The sequence below is a fragment of the Paenibacillus sp. FSL F4-0097 genome, from assembly GCF_038593125.1.
Taxonomy (GTDB): domain Bacteria; phylum Bacillota; class Bacilli; order Paenibacillales; family Paenibacillaceae; genus Paenibacillus_AQ; species Paenibacillus_AQ odorifer.
Map to the genome: position 1 here is coordinate 3,421,372 of NZ_CP151965.1, position 16,843 is coordinate 3,438,214.

At 45.0% G+C, this 16,843-nt stretch carries 17 protein-coding genes; 13 read left to right on the forward strand and 4 right to left on the reverse strand.

Annotation, left to right across the window (positions count from 1 at the left end):
- Position 1 precedes the first annotated feature (1 nt).
- Positions 2–856, reverse strand: coding sequence for a LysR family transcriptional regulator (locus tag MHH86_RS15435; RefSeq protein WP_076222668.1), 855 nt, complete (start codon positions 854–856; stop codon positions 2–4).
- A 131-nt stretch (positions 857–987) separates the two neighbouring features.
- Here MHH86_RS15435 and MHH86_RS15440 point away from each other — a divergent pair, with 131 nt between their 5' ends.
- Positions 988–1,977, forward strand: a complete 990-nt coding sequence (locus tag MHH86_RS15440; RefSeq protein ID WP_076317052.1) for a zinc-binding dehydrogenase — start codon at positions 988–990, stop codon at positions 1,975–1,977.
- Between the two features lie 23 nt (positions 1,978–2,000).
- On the opposite strand, the gene MHH86_RS15445 is transcribed toward MHH86_RS15440, so the two are convergent.
- Positions 2,001–2,570, reverse strand: coding sequence for a hypothetical protein (locus MHH86_RS15445; protein ID WP_076317048.1), 570 nt, complete (start codon positions 2,568–2,570; stop codon positions 2,001–2,003).
- A 276-nt stretch (positions 2,571–2,846) separates the two neighbouring features.
- On the opposite strand from MHH86_RS15445, the gene MHH86_RS15450 reads away from it, so the two are divergent.
- Positions 2,847–3,350 (forward strand): DUF1572 family protein, encoded by a 504-nt coding sequence (locus MHH86_RS15450; protein WP_036677310.1) that lies wholly within the window; start codon positions 2,847–2,849, stop codon positions 3,348–3,350.
- A 70-nt stretch (positions 3,351–3,420) separates the two neighbouring features.
- Here the strand turns inward: MHH86_RS15450 and MHH86_RS15455 are convergent, their stop codons facing one another.
- Entirely contained in the window at positions 3,421–4,290 is an 870-nt protein-coding gene (locus MHH86_RS15455) for an AraC family transcriptional regulator (protein ID WP_076125575.1), read from the reverse strand.
- Between the two features lie 123 nt (positions 4,291–4,413).
- Between MHH86_RS15455 and MHH86_RS15460 the strand changes: the two genes are divergently transcribed.
- The 8 genes from MHH86_RS15460 (at position 4,414) to MHH86_RS15495 (ending at position 13,496) form a co-directional block, all read left to right on the forward strand.
- Positions 4,414–5,472, forward strand: coding sequence for a Gfo/Idh/MocA family oxidoreductase (locus MHH86_RS15460; RefSeq protein WP_076125574.1), 1,059 nt, complete (start codon positions 4,414–4,416; stop codon positions 5,470–5,472).
- Positions 5,469–6,326, forward strand: a complete 858-nt coding sequence (locus tag MHH86_RS15465; protein WP_076125572.1) for a sugar phosphate isomerase/epimerase family protein — start codon at positions 5,469–5,471, stop codon at positions 6,324–6,326. The genes MHH86_RS15460 and MHH86_RS15465 overlap by 4 nt, the downstream gene beginning before the upstream one ends.
- Before the next feature lie 24 nt (positions 6,327–6,350).
- A complete protein-coding gene (locus MHH86_RS15470) occupies positions 6,351–7,244 on the forward strand; it encodes a sugar phosphate isomerase/epimerase family protein (protein ID WP_076317047.1) in 894 nt (297 codons plus the stop codon).
- A gap of 144 nt (positions 7,245–7,388) precedes the next feature.
- Positions 7,389–8,522, forward strand: coding sequence for an amidohydrolase/deacetylase family metallohydrolase (locus MHH86_RS15475; RefSeq protein WP_076317046.1), 1,134 nt, complete (start codon positions 7,389–7,391; stop codon positions 8,520–8,522).
- Positions 8,476–9,588 (forward strand): DgaE family pyridoxal phosphate-dependent ammonia lyase, encoded by a 1,113-nt coding sequence (locus MHH86_RS15480; protein ID WP_076125569.1) that lies wholly within the window; start codon positions 8,476–8,478, stop codon positions 9,586–9,588. Before MHH86_RS15475 ends, MHH86_RS15480 begins: the two co-directional genes overlap by 47 nt.
- The gene (locus tag MHH86_RS15485; RefSeq protein ID WP_076184626.1) at positions 9,581–10,336 is read left to right on the forward strand and encodes a KDGP aldolase family protein; all 756 of its coding nucleotides are present in this window, start codon (positions 9,581–9,583) and stop codon (positions 10,334–10,336) included. Before MHH86_RS15480 ends, MHH86_RS15485 begins: the two co-directional genes overlap by 8 nt.
- Entirely contained in the window at positions 10,329–11,345 is a 1,017-nt protein-coding gene (locus MHH86_RS15490) for a sugar kinase (protein ID WP_076317045.1), read from the forward strand. The genes MHH86_RS15485 and MHH86_RS15490 overlap by 8 nt, the downstream gene beginning before the upstream one ends.
- A 213-nt stretch (positions 11,346–11,558) precedes the next feature.
- A complete protein-coding gene (locus tag MHH86_RS15495) occupies positions 11,559–13,496 on the forward strand; it encodes a hypothetical protein (RefSeq protein ID WP_076317044.1) in 1,938 nt (645 codons plus the stop codon).
- A 103-nt stretch (positions 13,497–13,599) separates the two neighbouring features.
- On the opposite strand, the gene MHH86_RS15500 is transcribed toward MHH86_RS15495, so the two are convergent.
- Positions 13,600–14,139: a GNAT family N-acetyltransferase gene (locus tag MHH86_RS15500; RefSeq protein ID WP_076317043.1), complete on the reverse strand. Its 540-nt coding sequence runs from the start codon at positions 14,137–14,139 to the stop codon at positions 13,600–13,602.
- Positions 14,140–14,433: 294 nt separating this feature from the next.
- Between MHH86_RS15500 and MHH86_RS15505 the strand changes: the two genes are divergently transcribed.
- The 3 genes from MHH86_RS15505 (at position 14,434) to MHH86_RS15515 (ending at position 16,824) form a co-directional block, all read left to right on the forward strand.
- Entirely contained in the window at positions 14,434–15,327 is an 894-nt protein-coding gene (locus MHH86_RS15505; protein ID WP_076222459.1) for a LysR family transcriptional regulator, read from the forward strand.
- Positions 15,328–15,446: 119 nt separating this feature from the next.
- A complete protein-coding gene (locus tag MHH86_RS15510; RefSeq protein WP_036677287.1) occupies positions 15,447–15,962 on the forward strand; it encodes a GNAT family N-acetyltransferase in 516 nt (171 codons plus the stop codon).
- A 4-nt stretch (positions 15,963–15,966) separates the two neighbouring features.
- Positions 15,967–16,824: a transporter substrate-binding domain-containing protein gene (locus MHH86_RS15515; protein WP_038571128.1), complete on the forward strand. Its 858-nt coding sequence runs from the start codon at positions 15,967–15,969 to the stop codon at positions 16,822–16,824.
- Positions 16,825–16,843 lie beyond the last annotated feature (19 nt).

Consider the following 16,843-nt stretch of genomic DNA (forward strand, 5'->3'; position numbering starts at 1 on the left):
GCTACATTTCTTCGATCATTTGGATTAATTTTGACAACGCACTAGAAAAAACCGCGTTCCGGCGATACACAAACCATACCTGCAAATCTCGATATCCTTCAGGCAGACGGTGGGAAGTAATTACTCCCGCCTCTTCGGCCTTAGAGATCGAAGATTGGGGTAGCATAGACACGCCGAGTCCAGCGGAAACCCCACTTAGAATTACATCTAACGTTCCGTATTCCATAATCTTATAAGAGCTCATTCCGCTTTCATTTAGGAAACTCTCAGCTTTGGCACGATGTGTACATCCGACGTCGAAAAACAACATTGGCTTTGTAAGCAATTCGCGCATATCGCTCTTACCTGGTTGTGAGATAAGCACCAGCTCCTCTTCGAAAGCAACTACATGTTCTATATCAGGCTGGTCAATGGGTCCATAAACAAAGGCTCCATCTAGTTGGTAATCAAGCACTTTTTGTAAGAGTTTATGCGTTTCTCCCGTTATAAGCGATAGATTAACATCGGGATATCGTAAGTGATATTCGGTTAGCAGAGGCGTTAGATGAGTAGCCGCTGTTGTTTCGATGGAACCTAAACGGAGCGGACCAGTAGGGTGCTCAGAGTACTGTGTGGTTATTACAGCCTCGTCCATTAGTAATAATATTTTGTCTGTATATGCCAGTAAGTTCTCACCTGCCGGCGTTAACGTCATCCCTCGATTGGATCGGCGAAATAGGGGGATTTTCAGCTGAGCTTCTAGATACTGAATCCGGTTTGTCACATTTGACTGGACATAATTTAAGACTTGAGCAGCCTTCGTTATACTACCCTCGCGAGCAACCGCTTGAAATATTCTCAAATCTCCACTTTCCATTTCCTTTGCACCTTCTTGGTATGATGATTTATGATAGTCACCTTCAGTTTTGATCATTTTACTGGATTACACCCACTATGTAAAATTTATTATAGATTCATTAATAACAACTTGAGGAAGGGGCTTGGATGATGAAAGCCATTGTACATGCTGGAGAAGGTGGCCTGAAGGGCTTGAACTATAAAGAGATTATGGATAAAAGACCGGGGATTGGAGAAGTGAAGGTTAGGTTAAAGGCTGCAGGGCTGAACCACAGGGACTTGTTTATCATGGATGACAGAACAAAACAGGATACTCCTTTGATTATCGGCTCTGATGGCGCGGGGAGAATTGAAGCAATAGGTGAAGGTGTACTTGATCATAATGTTGGTGAAGATGTCATCATTAATCCGTGCATCGGATGGGAATATGCCGACAATGTTCCTAACGTTCCAGCCATTGTAGGGGGACCTTCAGAGGGTACATTCGCTGAGTCAATCATCATTCCAGCGCAAAATGCCGTCAGCAAGCCAGCTTACCTGTCATGGGAAGAAGCCGGCGTGCTGCCCTTATCAGCCTTAACAGCCTATCGGGCGCTGTTTACTAGAGGCCGCTTAAAGAAAGGTGAACACGTTCTTATACCTGGCATTGGTGGTGGGGTTGCGACATATGCCATGATGATGGCTTCAGCGGTGGGTGCACGTATCAGTGTCACTTCACGCAGTGAATCGAAAAGACTAGCTGCACTCGCTCATGGAGCTGACCATGCTTTTGACAGTCATAGCAATTGGAAGGAAAGCATGAATGGAGACACCGTTCATCTCATCCTCGACAGCATTGGGCCTGCGACGTTCCCGCATTACTTTGATATTATTAAACCCAATGGACGTATTGTCACATTTGGTGCAAGCTCAGGAGAACGAATGGAAATCCCGACGCGAGCCATATTTTTCCCGCAAATTAGTATTATAGGTACCTCAATGGGAAGTAGTGAAGAGTTTGCGGATATGCTTCAGTTTATGGAACATCATTCGATTCGACCTATCATTGATCGAGTGTATCCTTTACAAGACACAGTTCAGGCATTTCACCGAATGCAGCAGGGAGAACAATTTGGTAATATTGCGATAAGAATAGAATGAGCTGAGTCCCTTATAACTGGAATTCAAATGCCAAATATATCGATTTCGGAGACAGGAAACCACTTCTTCGAAGCCACATCTTTAAAAAACACTTGAATAGTGTAGGTGCCCTTTGTATTAAAGGAATATGTATACTCGTTGGTTTTGAACCAAAAGTTTTCTTCGCTGTTCTTAATTTGTTGAGCATCAATGGTTTCTGTTTTGTCCGCAGGATCGGTGATCACAACCTTAATATCTGAAATTTCTGCTTTTAAATGATCCACCTGTAATAGAGTAGAAAATGCAAAACGTGACGGGCTTTTTACTTTACCAAAAATCTCTCCATTATTATCGAGCATAACCATGTTTATATTAGGCTTGTAGATTCGAACCGTTTTACCTGATTCATCCAAGGCGAATAGTGCAAATAAATCTTTAGACAACTGTTCAGTCGTCAAGGAAATCGAACCTTCGGACAATATTGCGGGCTGTTTTTGAAGCACATTATTCAAATATAATGATACTTCAGATGAGCCAGCTGCAGCATAAATCACGGTTCCCGGTAAAATCATGATGCAAAATCCTAAAAGAATCAGCTTCCTTATTTTTCTCAATGATTTTCCCTCCTATAGAGCTTTATGTTAATTATACCCATAAGATGGAAGATAGTTTCTTTTACACCATTAATAAAATATAAGAAGGTCAGTAGAGGGAACTACCCTAACCTGATCTTCTTGGTGTTAAATGAAAGAGTTATTTTTTCTCAGGAGCCAGGATAAGAATGTAACAAAACATTGTGGCATAAAAATAGCATTGGGACTAGATTTCATTTGACAGAGGAGATGTGTTTGGTAAAATTATACATAGGTTTTATTAATAGGAGGTTAGCAATGGATATCGCCATTGAGTTAATTGAAAGTATGTTAGTCAAATTTAGATCGGAAAAGAAATGGACGCTCCAAGCAATCGAGCAATGTACCCAAGAGGATATTACATGGTCCCCAACCGTGGAAAGTAACAGTATTGCAAATTTGGTTGCTCATATTAGCGGGGCAGTACATTCACGAATTGAAACTATCCTTTTAGATATTCCGGATACTAGAGATAGGGAGAGGGAGTTTGAAAGAGGCCTAGAAATGACAAAAGAACAAGCCATAACCATGACCAGGGATGCTTTTGATATTATCATCCAATATCTTGAACGGCTCCAATCTAACCCGGAGTTATTGATGTCACAACCCTTTCTTAATTTACCACCACTTACATATAGCCAAGTAAATAACGAGACTACTGCTCTTAATCTCATGATAGCGATGGTGAGAGAAGTCCATTATCATACAGGCCAAATCATTTATGCAGCAAAAATAAGAAAGGGACAGCTTGTATGGCAATGATAGTTTAACTAGAGGAACGATACATACAATAACAAAGGACTGCCAAGAGGCAGTCCTTTGTTCACTCTAACTAGAATCCCCTTACACTGCTAGGTGTTACTTTTTTATGCTTTTTGAAGGTTCGGCTGAAATAGTAGATATCGCTGAAGCCAGTAGTGGTAGCGATTTCAGAAATCGTTAGCTGGGTATGGCGGAGCAAATAATCTGCACGGTCTAAACGGACAGCATTTACATATTCCGATATCGTATGCCCAGTGAGTTCCTTAAAGAGACGACTGAAATGGAAGCGGCTTAGCCCCGTTAGCGCCGCAAGTTCGTCAACTTGAATCGGTTCTTGGTAATGGGTATCGATATATCGCAAAACAGGTGCGAAGCGTTCAACGGTCTGAATACGCCTCTCTTGCTCAGCTTGTGAGAGTACGGTGACGATATGTCTGCGCAACAACAGCGTTAACAGGCGGTATAGCTCGGACTTGACGGCCAGCTCGTAACCAAATTCGCGACGTTCCAGTTCCCGAATAATCGCCAAAGCACAGTCAGTAATATGCTGATCCCCCCGGATATGGTTACGTAACAGCAGCTGGTTCCGCTGAATCGGGGCGATGAACTTGGTTTCGGCAGCGTCGCTTACCGCACTATGCAGCAAAGAAGTATCTGCAATAATCGCATAATACAATAAATCAGAAGAAGCGCTTACCCCATAATGCAGCTCGTTGCTGTTCACAGCAACTAAATCGCCAGCCCGAACGTTGATCGGTGTTCGTCCGCACTCAAAAACAGCCTCACCACTTTCAATAAATATAAACTCAAGATGCTCATGCCAATGATGTGGGAACAACATAACTCCTTCTTGGTGGAAACGCTGGGTATGTACTTTAATCGGAAACTCGGGATCCGGCATGTCCATGGGTTCCTGTAGATGTTTATCATAGTCCAACATTTATAGACTGCACCTCCTATAGCACAATTGTACAAATGAAACCGCAAGGCTCTGCATGGTGTTTAGGGTTGAAATCATTATAATACGAATCATAACCTATGCAAAATAAAGGAGAGAGTGTTAATGGATAAGATCAAAATTGGCGTAATAGGTACGGGCTCTATCTCCGGCATGCACTTAAGTGCTTATCGGAATAATCCGCAGACAACCATATATGCGGTATGTGATCTGAATGAAGAGCGTGCACGCGAAGTTGCTACAGAATATAACGTCGAGAAGGTATACACGGATTATCGTGAATTACTGGCCAATTCTGAAATAGATGCAGTCAGCATCTGCACATGGAACAACTCTCATGCCGAGATCAGTATCGCGGCGCTTGAGGCAGGCAAGCATGTGCTTGTGGAAAAGCCGCTTTGCCGTACGGTTGAAGAAGCGCTTCAGGTACAGCAAGCAGTGGAAAAGAGCGGCAAGATTTTGCAAGTAGGCTTTGTACGACGTTATGACTCCAATGCCCAGCTCCTTCAGACGTTGGTGGAACAAGGAGAATTCGGCGAAATCTATTATGCAAAAGCAACGACGTTCCGGAGACTAGGCAATCCCGGCGGCTGGTTCAGTGATATTGAACGCTCCGGCGGCGGACCGCTGATCGATATTGGTGTCCATGTGATTGATCTATGCTGGTATTTGATGGGCCGTCCGAATCCAGTATCGGTAAGTGCTAATACCTACCGGAAGCTCGGCAATCGTTCTAATATTAAGAATCTCTCATTCTATAAAGCCGCCGATTACGACGCAGCGAACAATACGGTGGAAGATTTAGCGAATGCACTGATTCGCTTTGAGAATGGAGCTTCGCTAATGGTCGATGTCAGCTTTACACTGCATGCCAAAGAAGACGAGCGTTCGGTACGCCTGTATGGTGACAAGGGTGGTTTTGAAATTGATCCTGAGATAGTCATTGTTAAAGAACAGGCGGATACGATCGTCAATACCTATCCGCAGACCGATAATAAGGGGTTTGAGTTCAACAGTGCATTCCAGAATGAAATTAATCATTTTGCTAGCAACATCAGTACCGGCTCTACACCAATTAGTCCTGTGCAAGACGGCGTTACAATCATGAAGATACTCGGCGCGATCTATGAATCCGCAGCCAAAGGTGAAGAGGTGAAACTATGAAGTTAGGAATTAGCACTTACAGTCTGCATTCGGCTTTTTCAACGGGTGAGCTCACGCTTGAAGGAGTCATTGAGACGATCGCCGATCTGGGCGCAGAACATGCGGAGATTGTACCTTTGGGTATCAATTTGGTTGAAAATCCTGAGCTAATTGATCAGATTGTACGAACAGCAGCGGGTCGTGGACTAGAGTTATCCAATTATGCTATCGGGGCGAACTTTGCCGGGCTGGAGACAGCGGAAATGCAGCGGGAAGTCGAGCGGGTAAAGCGGGAAGTAGACGTGTGCGCGGCATTAGGCATTCAGCGGATGCGGCATGATGTAGCCTCCTCAAACGATCTATCCATCACGCATTTTTTGGAAGAGCTTCCACGTTTGGCTGAAGCCTGCCGAGAAATTGCTGATTATGCCGCAGGTTTAGGCATTACGACCAGTGTGGAGAATCATGGATACTTTATTCAGCACAGCGATCGTGTACAGGCGCTGGTTCATGCGGTGGGTAGAGACAACTTCCGTACAACACTCGACATTGGGAACTTCCTGTGCGCAGATGAGAACCCGCTAATAGCTGTACCTAACAACATCAAGCTTGCTTCAATGGTGCATTTCAAAGATTTCTATATTCGTCCGCAAGACCGCCAGCCTGGCGAAGGTTGGTTCCAATCCTCCGGTGGGAACTGGTTGAGAGGTGCCATCGTTGGTCAAGGAGACATCGATATGCCGAGTGTAATTCGAATCGTTAAGGAAAGCGGTTACGATGGATATATCTCTGTAGAATTTGAGGGAATGGAAGAGTGCCGTAAGGGAACAAGACTGGGGCTGGAATACATCAAGCGGGTTTGGAACCAAATCTAATTCATTATACTGGAGGATTATGCCATGGTTAAACCAATTATCACTAATAAAATCGGTGTTATCGTAGACAGCTTTCAGGTTGGAGTGAAAGAGGGATTGCGCAAGGCAAAAGAAGCTGGGGCAGATGGAGTTCAGATTTATGCGGTACAAGGCGAATTTGATCCCGCTACTCTCTCTCAGTCAGCACGCCGTGAATGGAAGGATTACATTGCTTCGCTAGGTTTAGAAATCTCTGCCATCGTTGGAGATTTAGGCGGACATGGCTTTCAGGACCCTGCCCAGAACCGTGCCAAAATTGAAAAGTCCAAGCGCATTATGGAGCTGGCCAAGGAGCTAGGTACAGATATCGTAACTACACATATCGGTATTGTTCCTTCTAACCCTGCCAGTAAAATCTATGAAACCATGCACATTGCCTGTGAGGAACTTAGCAGATATGCACATGAGATGAATTCTTATTTTGCGATTGAGACTGGGCCAGAACCCGCTGCACGTCTGAAGACGTTCCTCGACGGTCTGGGTTCCAGAGGGGTTTCCGTTAATTTTGATCCGGCCAATATGGTCATGGTGACTGGTGATGATCCGGTGCAAGGTGTTCATACTCTAAAAGACTACATTGTACACACCCATGCTAAAGATGGTCTCAAGCTTGCCGATATCGATCCACGCGATGTTTACGGTCAATATGGTTATGAAGCACCAGCATTAGACCATGAGAAAATCGCTGAAATGGCCGAGACCGGCTCGGCATTCCGTGAAGTTCCGCTCGGAGCGGGTTCTGTTGATTGGAACAACTATCTGCAAGCACTGAACGACATCGGTTATACAGGATTCCTGACCATAGAACGGGAAGTTGGCACTAATCCGGAGGAAGATATCCGCCAGGCTGTGAATTTTTTAAAGGGTTTTCGGGTCTGAACACGGTAGTGATAAAGAATAAATAGTTCATCCAAACAGTCCCTGTGAAAAAAGATCCTACATCCATTGGGACTGTTTGTGTTATAGATTGTGCGGGAAAGACCTAGGACGGTAATGTTCTGAATTTGGAAAGAAGGTGTGACGATGACAGCAGAACGTTTGCTCCTCCGCCGGGCGAAAGTCCTGAATGGAGCGGAAGTGGACATTGTCATAGCTGATGGCAACGTAGTCCAGATTGTTCCCCGAGGCACCGCCGAAGACCATGGTTTCAAGGTCGTGGAAGCCAATGGGGCGTATGTCTCTAGCGGCTGGATCGACTTGCATGTACATGCGTTTGCAGAATTGAATCCGTATGGAGACGAGATCGATGAAATCGGAATCAAATGTGGCGTGACTACGCTCGTGGACGCAGGTAGCTGCGGAGCGGAGCGTATTGGTGAGCTGGCAGAGGCGGGGAAAAAGTCGGCAACGCAACTGCTTGCTTTTCTTAACATTTCAAAGATTGGCCTGATGCGAATTGACGAGTTGTCCCAACTAGAGTGGATTGATCATGAAAAGGTGCTTCAGGCGGTAGTTGCTTATCCTGAATTTATCGTAGGCTTGAAGGCCAGAATCAGCAAAAGCGTAGTGGGTGACAATGGCATTCAACCGCTTCAACATGCACTGGAGCTTTCGGAAAAGACCGGGCTGCCGCTGATGGTACATATAGGCTCCGCACCGCCGGATATCCGTGAGGTTTTACCGCTACTTCAACGCAACGACGTGATAACCCATTATCTAAATGGTAAAAGCAACAATTTGTTCGATAAGGAGAATCGACCGCTCCAAGTGCTGAGAGATGCTATTGAGCGTGGAGTTCACTTGGATGTGGGACATGGTACGGCTAGCTTCTCGTTCGCTGTGGCCGAGGCGGCCAAACAAAACGGTATTGATCCGGATACGATCAGCACAGACATATACAGAGGCAACCGTATCAATGGTCCCGTCTACTCCATGGCGAATCTGTTGAACAAATTCCTTGCACTGGGATATTCCCTTGAAGATACAATTGCACGGGTGACAAGCAGAGCAGCCCAGTGGCTGGGACGCCCGGAACTTGGGGAGATTCGGATCAATAACAAGGCGAATCTGACCCTTTTTCGTGTGACGGATAAGAAGATTGAACTGGTAGATTCTGAGGGGGAACGCCGGGTAGCACAGCAAACCATTCAAGCAATAGGAGTGATCATAGGTGACAAATACATGGAATGCGAAATACGGCCTGAAAAGAGTTATTAATGCAAGCGGCCGGATGAGCATCCTCGGGGTATCGGCACCGACCGATACGGTGATGGAAGCTATGCGTCAAGGCGGACAGAGTTATGTGGAAATCGCCGATTTGGTGGATAAAGCGGGGGATTATGTTGCACGTCATACAGGTTCTGAAGCAGCGGTGATCGTGAACTCGGCTTCCAGTGGAATTGCTTTATCCGTGGCGGCGCTGGTAACCCGCGGTAATATTCGTACAAGTCTACGGCTCCATCAGGATAGCATTTTTAGAAATGAAATTGTGATGTTAAAAGGTCATAACGTACAATACGGTGCACCAGTGGAAACCATGGTTTATCTCGGCGGCGGTAAAGTGGTGGAAGCAGGTTATGCCAATGAAGGACGGGCGGAGCATTTGGCTGCTGCGATCTCGGATCAGACTGCGGCTATCTTGTATGTCAAATCTCATCATGCCGTTCAGAAGAATATGATCTCTGTAGAGGAAGCTTGGGCTGTGGCTCAAACTCATAACGTCCCGCTTATTGTAGATGCTGCAGCGGAAGAGGATCTGCAGAAATACGTGCAAATATCCGATCTGGTCATTTATAGTGGCTCCAAAGCCATAGAAGGTCCAACATCCGGACTTGTGGCGGGAAAACGTCTTTATATTGAATGGCTAAAAGTGCAGCTTCACGGCATTGGACGCAGCATGAAGGTTGGTAAGGAAACATCCTTCGGCCTGATGCAAGCGTTGGATGAATATGCTCACAAACAGGATACAAGCGAAAAGGAAAAAGCTACGCTCCAATTGCTGATGCCGCTCGATGGGCTTCCCGGAATTCGGGTAACTATCGTGCAGGATGAAGCAGGCCGGGCGATTTACCGTGGACGCATCCATGTGGACCCGAATCAGTGCGCAATAACAGCACTTGAGCTGTCCCAGCAGCTTCAACAAGGTGAAGTGGCTATTTACACTAGAGACTATGGGGTAAGGCAAGGTTATTTTGATATTGACCCGCGTCCGCTAATGGGTGATGACATAGAAATGATTACAGCGAGGATAAGGGAATTGACAGGAGGGGCAAGCAATGTCTGAAATTAACAAGCGGTTCTATAAAGGTCGGGTGGCCTTAAACGTATTGGCTAAGGATATAGAAAATGCCAAAGAGGTGTTTGCTGCTGCCGAAGGTTATGTACTGGTCGGTGTATTGTCCAAAGACTATGCAACGGTAGAAGAAGCCGTGCAGGCGATGGAGGCATATGGGCGGGAAATTGACGGTGCGGTATCAATAGGACTAGGTGCGGGTGATAATCGGCAAGCTGCTGTTGTTGCAGAGATTGTCAAATCCTATGCTGGCAGCCACATTAATCAGGTATTCCCAGCAGTTGGTGCGACCCGTGCTAACCTTGGAGCGAAAGATAGTTGGATTAACAGCATGATCGCACCAACGGGACAACCTGGTTTTGTGAATATCTCCACCGGCCCGGCCAGTGCGGCACAATCTGTACCCGCTGTAATTCCCGTAAATGCGGCGATTGCATTGGTTCGGGATATGGGCGGAAATGCTTTAAAGTATTTTCCGATGCAGGGGCTGAGCCGTAAAGCGGAGCTAATCGCTGTGGCCAAAGCCTGTGCGGAAGAGGGTTTTGCGCTGGAGCCGACCGGCGGTATCGATCTGGACAACTTTGAAGAGATCTTGTCTATTATATTGGAAGCGGGAGTGCCGCAGGTGATTCCCCATGTCTATACATCGATCATCGATCCGCAGAGCGGAAGAACGAGAGTGGCGGACATACAACAGCTGTATCGGACGATGAAAAAGCTGGCAGATCAATATGCCTAAACATATCGCCGCTTTTGGTGAAATAATGATGCGGCTACAGGTACCGGGCTTTGAACTGTTATCTCAGGGTAACCTGCTGAAGTATTCGTTCTCCGGCACCGGAGTCAATGTACTGTCCGCATTGTCCCGATACGGACATCGGGGGACTTTGGTGTCCAGACTGCCTGCGAATCCTATTGGTGACGCAGCAACAGCCTATCTTCGGCGACTGGGCATCCAGCCGGAGCATATCCAACGCGGGGGCTCAAGTATAGGGATGTACTTTCTTGAAAACGGATTCGGGGCTCGCCCCTCCCGAGTGACTTATTCCGGTCGCCCGGAGAGCAGCTTCAATACTGCTCCTCCGGGTACTTATCCATTCGCAGAGCTGGCAGACCTCGCGGATGCTGTTCATTTCTGCGGGATAACACTGGCAATGAACGATGATGTGCGAAAAGCGATGAAAACTTATGCAAAAACGGTTAAGCAACACGGTGGCCTTGTCGTTTTTGACTGCAATTACCGCCCATCGCTTTGGGGAGAGAGAGGCTATGAGCTGGCGCGTTTCCATTACGAAGACATGCTGCATTTGGCCGACATCGTGCTGATGAATGAAAAAGACGCAATGCTTATCCTTGGTATGAAGCCCGAGGGAACTTCAAGGGAAGAACAACTCCAGGAGCTAATTCCCGCAGTAGCTTCACGTTACAGTCTATGTACGATAGCAGGAACGCATCGGTCCATCCATGAAGATAACCGCCATTCGTTGCGCGGTTATATCTTCAAATCCGGTCGCTTCGCATATTCCGAGACCTTAAGCTTTCCGGTGCTTGATAGAGTCGGGGCTGGAGATGCATATGCCAGTGGTATAATTCACGGAGAGCTGGAAGGTTTTGATCCTCAGCATACTGTAGCCTTTGCGGCCATGGCCGGTATGCTAGCCCACACAGTAGAAGGAGATTCTCCGCTGGCCACCGAGCAAGAAGTTATTGGTGTGCTGACAGGTGCTGTAAGAGATATATTGAGATAAAGAAGAAGCTGCCTTACAGGAGAACATGCCTGTGCGGTGGCTTTTTTTATCGCTACAGACACTGTAACTTTGCTCAGATCAAGAATCTGATCCAATGGCTACAGGCTAGATTTGGCTTATTTAGGTCTTTTTAAATAGGTGTAAAATCTCATTTTTTGCAACTTTATCCTCTAACCGGCGTCAAAGAAGAGAGAATAAGAAGGGGGAGCCTATATGAAAAAGTTAAATCTACTAGCCCTTTTAGCAGTTATTTCAATAATCTTTGTTGGATGTGTCAATACAGGGGATAAAGATAAAGCGAATCAAACGCTAATCGATCTGAGTTCTGTGGACTCCATTACAATCCATGATGATATCGGCGGATTAATAACCATAAAGGACCAAAAGCTAATAGAACGTTTCAATAAAGCTATACATACTGCTGAGTATGACAACGCGAAGCTTGATATTGCAGCACCTGAATATGAGGCTACTGTTGAATTGAAGAATAAAGAAAACGAAAAGTTCTCATTCTGGATTATGGGCAAGAATAATGGTCTTTTCACCAAATCAGGACAAAATGGGCATTACAAGTTATCCGAAACGGATAAGGCTGCTTTGCTTAACTTATTTGAATCAAATGATCAGCATGTAGAATCCGATAATCTAAAGATCGATGAGACCATCAAGCGAATCACATTAGCAAACTCTCTAGCACATGGTTCAGTGAATGCTAACATAAAGGATGAATACACAGATCATGAAACCATAGATACTTTCGTCCGAGCCATCCGTACCGCTGAACAAATACCAGGGAATTTAAATACCGCAACGCCTAACTACGATATCGTTCTAATTTCAGATAATAATAAATATGCCTTTCATTTATGGATTAACGAGACAAGCGAGCAAGGCATGTTAATGAATGTGAACGAAACGGATACAGGCTACACAATTACTAAGGAATCAACTGCTGAGTTAAAAAAAATTCTGTTCTCGGAAGCAAAATTTAATGGTTTGGAGTTTAATACAGAACGGAACTCTATTGGAGATCTGGTGGCCAAACCGATGGACCTATCCGAAAATAACTATCTATTAAATGGTGGAGCAGTAGTTGAACTGCAAGGGATCTCTTATCATACCATTCATCTTTTCTATGGCGACCACAATGCTGTCAACGCTTTGTTAGCCCATGATCCTGCTACGGATGAGGTGAAGGTGAAATGGAGCGACGAACTCAACGATTCCAATAATCGATGGAATAACGCTTTTATGAGCAACTATAATATGCTAATCCCGCTGGATGAGGATCATCTATTATTTCTGGAATCGGATGTGACGAAAAAAGCCGGGCAATATCATTTGTCCTCATATAATGTTGTTACAGGAAAGATTGAACGACTTCGGGAAAACTTCTGGCCGCTTTCTGATGATTATGATTACATTTATAAATTTCAATGGAAAGCTGATGAGCAAAAATTGTTTATGCAGAGTTATCTCGGCAATGTATGGATCTTTGATCTGAAAACAGGAAAGGACGATGTCCATCTTCTGAAATATCGCGTAATCCCACATTCGACGACCGGGGCGCCATCCCTGTTCCTCTCACCAACTTTTAAGAGATTTGTACATGATGATGAGAGCGGCGAATTAACCTTTTACGATAATAAAGGAGTTTCGCTACGTACTGTACCGTTACCACAAGAGCAATATGTACCTTCTGAGAAAATAAAGTGGAACCCGGCGGGCACGATTGCCTGGATGGATACAGCAGAAATCAACGAAAACCGAATTCTTGACATCGATATCGATTATCTGAAAATAGCTGCACAAAAAATTAATTTTTATAATCAGGATGGTCTTTCCATCGGATCCATTAAGACTGAAGGCAATCATGAAGATACGGCTATTGAAGTTGTGGGGTGGATGGACGCTAATGTAGCCGTGATAAAATCCTATACTGTAGAACTTATGCACAAGGATAATATAGGGCTTAATGTTAAGGGTGTTTCTTATTATCTCTATGATGTAAAAAAGAAGCAGAAGGGGGCAAGCTTTTCGTCCATCCCTTCCAGTGCTACCGTTACTACAGATCTTCGAATGGGCGATGCCGATAATACGGGCGAAATCACTGTGAGTTTTAAAGAAATTACTTATAAAAAAGAAAAATAAATAAGCCTCGGGAGTTCGCCGTAACGATCACACAAGATCATTGGGTAAGCTTTCCGAGGCTTCTTTTTATATTAAAAGACAAATATTTAAGAATTCTCGAATTCTATATTTGTCCCGCTGTAGAACGGACGGAGGACAGCAGGTCTAGTCGGAAGCTTTGTACCAAGGTGTCACCGTTCATAAGATCGGTCTCATACGCACGATTAAAGCCTAAGCGCTGGTACAGTTTGATGGCTGAAGACATCATTTCCGAGGTGTGCAGGTTCAAGGTGGTGGCACCCAACTGTAGTGATCTCCGTGCAGCATCGCGAATCAGAAGGGTTGCAACGCCAAGACCACGAGCGGATGGAGATACGGCTAGCAGACGTAGGATAGGGGAGTGAATCCCGAGCTCCGGTTTCCCGTAAGCCGTTTCCGAGGAACTGAACAAGAGTGCGCTACCAACGATTTTCTTGTCGATTTCAGCGATGATCCGAACGAGCGGGGTATCACCATGAACGGAATCAAGAAGCGATTTCCGATACTCCAGCCACAACGGCTCAGGCATGATCTCCGAATATTGGTGGTATGCATCTAACAGCAAATCGGCGATAGCATTTCGATCTTTATTCTCAGCTTCACGGATAATGATCTTTTGTGACATGTTTTCGCTATCCCCTTTCAGACAAATGTAATGTTCATTCGAATGAAATTATTATACATGATAAATCCTAGTGGAATAAGAGGGGTTTCATAATTCTGATTTAGGAATAGAAAAGTTCTATATGAAATAAACATGACTTTCAGTTCAAAATCCGATTGATTTACACGGAATTAATTGTTGACAAAAAATAGGGTGATGACTAAGATATAAACAAAATCTATAGGGTAGCATCGCTTTAATTCATTGTTTTTACATCGGAATAGTAAAATTAATAAAAGCATAGGGGGATTAGGGATGAACATTGAAAATATTGAGGCTTTTGTCTACATCAACCATTATGGAAGCTTCAATAAAGCGGCCGAAGTTCTATATATCTCACAGCCGACAGTAACGGCCCGGATTCAATCGCTAGAAAGGGAACTGGATTGCAAAGTGTTTGATCGGTTGGGCAAGCAGATTAACCTTACGGATAAAGGTAAACAGTTTCTTCCCTATGCCCAGCAGATTCTCCAGATCTATCAGAACGGTAAATATCAGGTTCAGGCTAAGGGACACATTCCAAATGAACTGAGAATCGGCAGTACGGTCTCGGTTTCCAATTATTTAATGCCCCATCTGATGCTCCATTTAAAGCGCAGGTATCCTCATATCACGATCAAGCTGATAACAGCTTCTACGGAAGTATTGACTGAAAAGTTGAAATCGAAAGAGCTTGATTTGGCTTTTATACGTAAGGTCGTAAATCCGGCAATTCAAACCTTTCCTTTCTGTGAGGACCCCATCTCACTGTATGTACATGAGGGACACCGCTTTGCTAAAGCACAGCGGGCTTCACTGGAGGATATCCGCCAGGAGACGTTGGTTTTTTTTGAATGTGGCTCTTTAGATTGGATGCGGCTGCATCGTGTATTTGAGAGCATGGAACAGCCACCGAAGATTGAATATCAGGTAGATAACCTGGAGACAGCCAAAAAGCTGGTATTGAAAAAAGCAGGCATCTGTTTCCTTCCCGCCCTCAGTGTGCAAGAGGAAGTGGCGACGGGGTCGCTGATCCGGGTGGATATTGCGGAGACGGAAGGCATCTCCTTACGAACCAGCTTGATTTCGCTAAATGGAGAGAACGCAGAATTCATCGAAACCTTGCTTGAACTGGGGATTGGTAAAGTCGGAGATCGACTAATTGTATAGATGTATTAAAAAACTCTATTAGCGCATGGACACATGCAGTGATAAAGTTAATTGCATATAATCACGACTAATTCGATAGGGATTATAAAATTAATTTTCGAAAGGCTGGAGGGCATGTGATGAGTGAGGTATACAGGCTGGCAGAACTGAAGGATGCGGAGCAATTGCTGGATGTTACATATCGTGCTTATCAGCTGATTCGTGAACTTGGGCTGCATTGGCCGGCGGCCACAGCCGACTTGGCGCTTATTGAAGACAATATAGCTACGAATGAGTGTTATGTGCTTGAAGTTGACGGAACGATAGTTGCGACCATAACCCTTTCAAAGGAAGAAGAGATTAAGAAGATTAGCCCACTGCCTTTTATTAAATGGTTTGCTGCTCATCCAGATTACAGTAACAGAGGTTATGGTGGAAAACTTTTGGATTGGGTGGAAGAGAACATTATTGCTGGACAGTTAGGTTCGGCTGCAGTCACGCTGGCAACGGCGAAGAAACATCCGTGGTTGGTTCAAATGTATGAACGCCGGGGGTACGAACGGTTTTTAGAACTGGATCAGCAGAACGGTGACGGCATTATGTATCTGCTGAAAAAAACACTTACAGACAAACCACAGTTCATTCAAAGGGGATAAAACAATGAAAAAGTCCATTTCACTAGTATTTGCTTCGATATTGACACTGGCGATTGCCGGCTGCGGAAACAACAGTAACAGTGCTAGCAGCAATCAGAATGGAAATACAGCAGAAGCTGCGGCACCGGCAAAGGATTCGGCTAAGGTAACTAAGATCATTGTGGGCACGGGTACTGCTTTTCCGAAAGTCTGCTTCATAGATGAGAACGGCAAACTCACCGGATTTGATGTGGAACTGCTCAAAGAAATCGATAAGCAGCTTCCAGAATATGAATTCGAATTTCAAACCATGGATTTCAGCAATCTGCTGCTGAGCCTGGAAACCAAAAAAATCGATTTGGTCGCCCATGTCATGGAGAAAAATCCGGAACGGGAGCTGAAATACTCTTTTAACAAAGAAGCCTATGCCCACTGGAGAAACCGCATTGTAGTGGCAAAGGATAATAATTCAATCCAATCGCTTGATGATCTCAAAGGGAAAAAGGTGCTTGTAGGTGCAACGAGTGCACAAGCACAAATACTCGAGAACTACAATAAAGAGAATGACAATGCGATTGATATCGTGTATCAGAATGGTGCAGCGAATGATACCGTCGCACAGATTAGTACTGGTCGTGTGGACGCAACGCTGGCTGCAGATTTTGTCCTGCCGATCATTGATCCGCAGAATCAGCTAAAAGCAACGGGCGACGAGCTGTCCTCCGCGGACATTCTCTATGTTTTCCGTAAGGATGATGCCGATTCACAAAAGCTGTCAGATGCGATTGACAGTGCGATTAAAGAGCTGAAGACAGACGGCACACTAGGCAAGCTTAGTACGGAATGGTTGGGTGCGGATGTTACAGCGGATTCGGTTAAATGATTGAGCCGGTGAGCACGGG

Excerpts from the sequence above, each read along its gene's own strand:
- MHH86_RS15435 (WP_076222668.1), bottom strand. The coding sequence starts at position 856 with ATGGAAAGTGGAGATTTGAGAATATTTCAAGCGGTTGCTCGCGAGGGT.
- MHH86_RS15440 (WP_076317052.1), top strand. The coding sequence starts at position 988 with ATGAAAGCCATTGTACATGCTGGAGAAGGTGGCCTGAAGGGCTTGAAC.
- MHH86_RS15450 (WP_036677310.1), top strand. The coding sequence starts at position 2,847 with ATGGATATCGCCATTGAGTTAATTGAAAGTATGTTAGTCAAATTTAGA.
- MHH86_RS15455 (WP_076125575.1), bottom strand. The coding sequence starts at position 4,290 with ATGTTGGACTATGATAAACATCTACAGGAACCCATGGACATGCCGGAT.
- MHH86_RS15460 (WP_076125574.1), top strand. The coding sequence starts at position 4,414 with ATGGATAAGATCAAAATTGGCGTAATAGGTACGGGCTCTATCTCCGGC.
- MHH86_RS15465 (WP_076125572.1), top strand. The coding sequence starts at position 5,469 with ATGAAGTTAGGAATTAGCACTTACAGTCTGCATTCGGCTTTTTCAACG.
- MHH86_RS15470 (WP_076317047.1), top strand. The coding sequence starts at position 6,351 with ATGGTTAAACCAATTATCACTAATAAAATCGGTGTTATCGTAGACAGC.
- MHH86_RS15475 (WP_076317046.1), top strand. The coding sequence starts at position 7,389 with ATGACAGCAGAACGTTTGCTCCTCCGCCGGGCGAAAGTCCTGAATGGA.
- MHH86_RS15485 (WP_076184626.1), top strand. The coding sequence starts at position 9,581 with ATGTCTGAAATTAACAAGCGGTTCTATAAAGGTCGGGTGGCCTTAAAC.
- MHH86_RS15490 (WP_076317045.1), top strand. The coding sequence starts at position 10,329 with ATGCCTAAACATATCGCCGCTTTTGGTGAAATAATGATGCGGCTACAG.
- MHH86_RS15495 (WP_076317044.1), top strand. The coding sequence starts at position 11,559 with ATGAAAAAGTTAAATCTACTAGCCCTTTTAGCAGTTATTTCAATAATC.
- MHH86_RS15500 (WP_076317043.1), bottom strand. The coding sequence starts at position 14,139 with ATGTCACAAAAGATCATTATCCGTGAAGCTGAGAATAAAGATCGAAAT.
- MHH86_RS15505 (WP_076222459.1), top strand. The coding sequence starts at position 14,434 with ATGAACATTGAAAATATTGAGGCTTTTGTCTACATCAACCATTATGGA.
- MHH86_RS15510 (WP_036677287.1), top strand. The coding sequence starts at position 15,447 with ATGAGTGAGGTATACAGGCTGGCAGAACTGAAGGATGCGGAGCAATTG.
- MHH86_RS15515 (WP_038571128.1), top strand. The coding sequence starts at position 15,967 with ATGAAAAAGTCCATTTCACTAGTATTTGCTTCGATATTGACACTGGCG.